2 protein-coding genes are annotated in these 2,570 nt (G+C 50.5%); both read right to left on the bottom strand.

From position 1 onward, the window contains the following. Nucleotides 1-152 precede the first annotated feature (152 nt). The gene (gene istB, locus BMX44_RS16275) at nt 153-962 is read right to left on the bottom strand and encodes an IS21-like element helper ATPase IstB (RefSeq protein WP_090634983.1); all 810 of its coding nucleotides are present in this window, start codon (nt 960-962) and stop codon (nt 153-155) included. Next, nucleotides 955-2,454: an IS21 family transposase gene (istA, locus tag BMX44_RS16270; RefSeq protein WP_218144004.1), complete on the bottom strand. Its 1,500-nt coding sequence runs from the start codon at nt 2,452-2,454 to the stop codon at nt 955-957. The genes istB and istA overlap by 8 nt, the downstream gene beginning before the upstream one ends. Nucleotides 2,455-2,570: the final 116 nt, after the last annotated feature.

Genomic DNA, 2,570 nt, shown 5'->3' with positions numbered 1-2,570 from the left:
AGCTGTTGATACCGGTTTAAAATTGACCACCCATTACGGTTGAAATTTGACCAGGGTAAAACAGATCGCAGGATACTACGCATCTGTGGATAAGTCGACCAGACTGAGTTGGTGTTTTGCCTCCTGTTGATGTTTTGGTTTGTTGTCATTGACTACAAATTAACCAGATTTTCTTCTGGTGAATACTTTTCTTTTTCCCGCTGCTGTATTCTGATCTTTGCATTGGCAGTGCTTTGTTTGTAGCGGAAAGACTCATTGCCGGTTTCGATGATGTGGCAATGGTGCGTGAGTCGATCCAGAAGCGCGGTAGTCATTTTGGCATCGATGAATACGTTGCTCCATTCTGCGAATGCGAGGTTGGTAGTGATAATGACACTGGTGCGTTCATACAACCTGGAGAGCAGATGAAACAATAGTGCGCCACCGGCTTGTGAGAATGGCAGATAACCCAGTTCGTCGAGTATGATCAGATCGATCTGCAACAGCCGCAAGGCATGCCTGCCTTGTTTGCCCGCTGATTTTTCCTGTTCCAGACTATTGGCCAGATCGATGGCGCTGAAGAAGCGCACTTTTTTATTGTGATGCTGTATGCCTGAAGTGCCAATGGCAATGGCCAGGTGTGTTTTGCCAGTACCGGTGCCGCCGACCAGCACCAGGTTCTGTGCAGCGGCGGTAAATTCCATCGTGGCCAGTTGATATATCAGTTGCTGATCGACTTTGGACTGACTGAAATCGAACCCCTGTAAGTGGCGCTGCACCGGGAATCTGGCAGCTTGTGTCTGATAGCGAATGGAACGGAGGTTGCGCTCGGTTGCTTCGGCCTGGAGCAGTTGAGACAGAATCCGGTCTGCTGACTCTAGATTCGTCATCTGGTCTGGCGTATTCTGCTGCCTCAGTTCAGTATAACAACCCGCCATGCCATATAATTTCAGCGCTTTGAACTGCGTGATAATATCAGACATGGGGCACCTCTTTAGTGTTCAGGCGATCATAGCGCGCCGTATCGGCCTGCGGTTCTTCCTTGAGCTTCAGCGTCGTTTCCACTGACGACGGCACGTCGGTGTGTTTCAGTCGTGCCAATACATTGGTAACATGTTCGGCACTGGGTGCACCGGATTCGAGCACCAGTTCAACAGCGACCAGCACCGCTTCCAGTCCATGCGTCGGCACCAGGCTGAGTACCTTGGCCATGATTCGATCGGCCTGCTGACGCTCTCTGCGCCGCAGTGCAGTTTGCAACTGCAGCAAGGGTGCCGGTAATTCAGCAAATGGCGCGCCGTTGCGCAAAGCCCCCGGCTTCTTCTCGATGACCGGGATATAATGTTGCCAGTCATAACTGACCTGATCGCTATCCAACAGGCGGGTATGACAGGCTGTCACGGCATTGTCATGGACGATCTCGATACGGTTGGCATACTGATGAACGGCCACCATCTGATTGACCAGGCGACAGGGAACAGAATAACGGTTACGCAGTAATGTGACCAGACATGTGCTGGATACACGCGCCAATACCTCGATATAACCATCGAACGGTGCTGGCATTGGCATCAAGTACAGTTGCTCTTGTTCCAGTACATCGGCAAGGGTGATGCCGGTATAGTCCGGATGTTGTATTTCTGACCACAGCGCGCGGCAGCGTACTTCCAGCCAGTGGTTCAAATCATCGAATGAACTGAATGGCTGCTGTTTGGCTTCATTCCAGATGCGGCGGCGCATATCCTGAACATTCTTCTCAACAACACCCTTTTCCCAGCCAGAAGCCACATTGCAAAAATCAGGATCGAACAGGTAATGCGCTGTCATCGCAAAGAAGCGTGTATTGACTACGCGCCCGTTGCCTTTGGATACCTTGTCCACGGCAGTCTTCATGTTGTCGTAAATGCCGCGTTTCGGCACACCGCCAAAAGCTGCAAATGCACGGGTATGCGCATCAAACAACATTTCGTGACTTTGTGACGGATAGCCGGACAACATAAAAGCGCGGCTGGCGCATAGCTTGGTATGTGCAGCCAATACTTTACGGTGAATACCACCGATCACCAGCCACTCTTCGCTCCGGTCAAACTGAAACGCTTCACCCAACGCAAACTTCAGCGGTACATACGCTGTTTTACTCTGACTTCCTTGATTGCGCCAGTTGCGGATGAAATCGCACACAATCGTATAACCGCCAACATAGCCGTCCTTCCTGATTTCCTGGAACAGCATTTTGGCAGTACGTCGGTCTTTTTTGGGACGACGCGCATCCGCTTCCAGCGCCAGCAACAACCTGGATTCAAACGGTGTCAGCTTGCCGGGCTTCTTCGCTCTTTGATATTTCACTGCGCTGTCGCTTGGCGCTTTCAACCACTTCTTGATCGTGTTCCGCGACAGGCTCGTTCTTCGTTGAATCTCATTAATCGACAGATGTTCACGGTAAAACATCCGCCGTATCTTTGCATACATAACCATGGTAATCACCTCTTAAATTCTCCTGCCTAAAATTTAGGCAGGATACGTGAATTACCTGGTCAATTTTCAACCGGTACAACTAGCTTTTTCTGGTCAATTTTCGACCGGTGTCAACA

It is taken from the genome of Nitrosomonas marina (assembly GCF_900110145.1).
GTDB lineage: Bacteria > Pseudomonadota > Gammaproteobacteria > Burkholderiales > Nitrosomonadaceae > Nitrosomonas > Nitrosomonas marina.
Note: the sequence above shows the minus strand (reverse complement) of the source record. Positions and strands in the feature narration are given on the sequence as shown.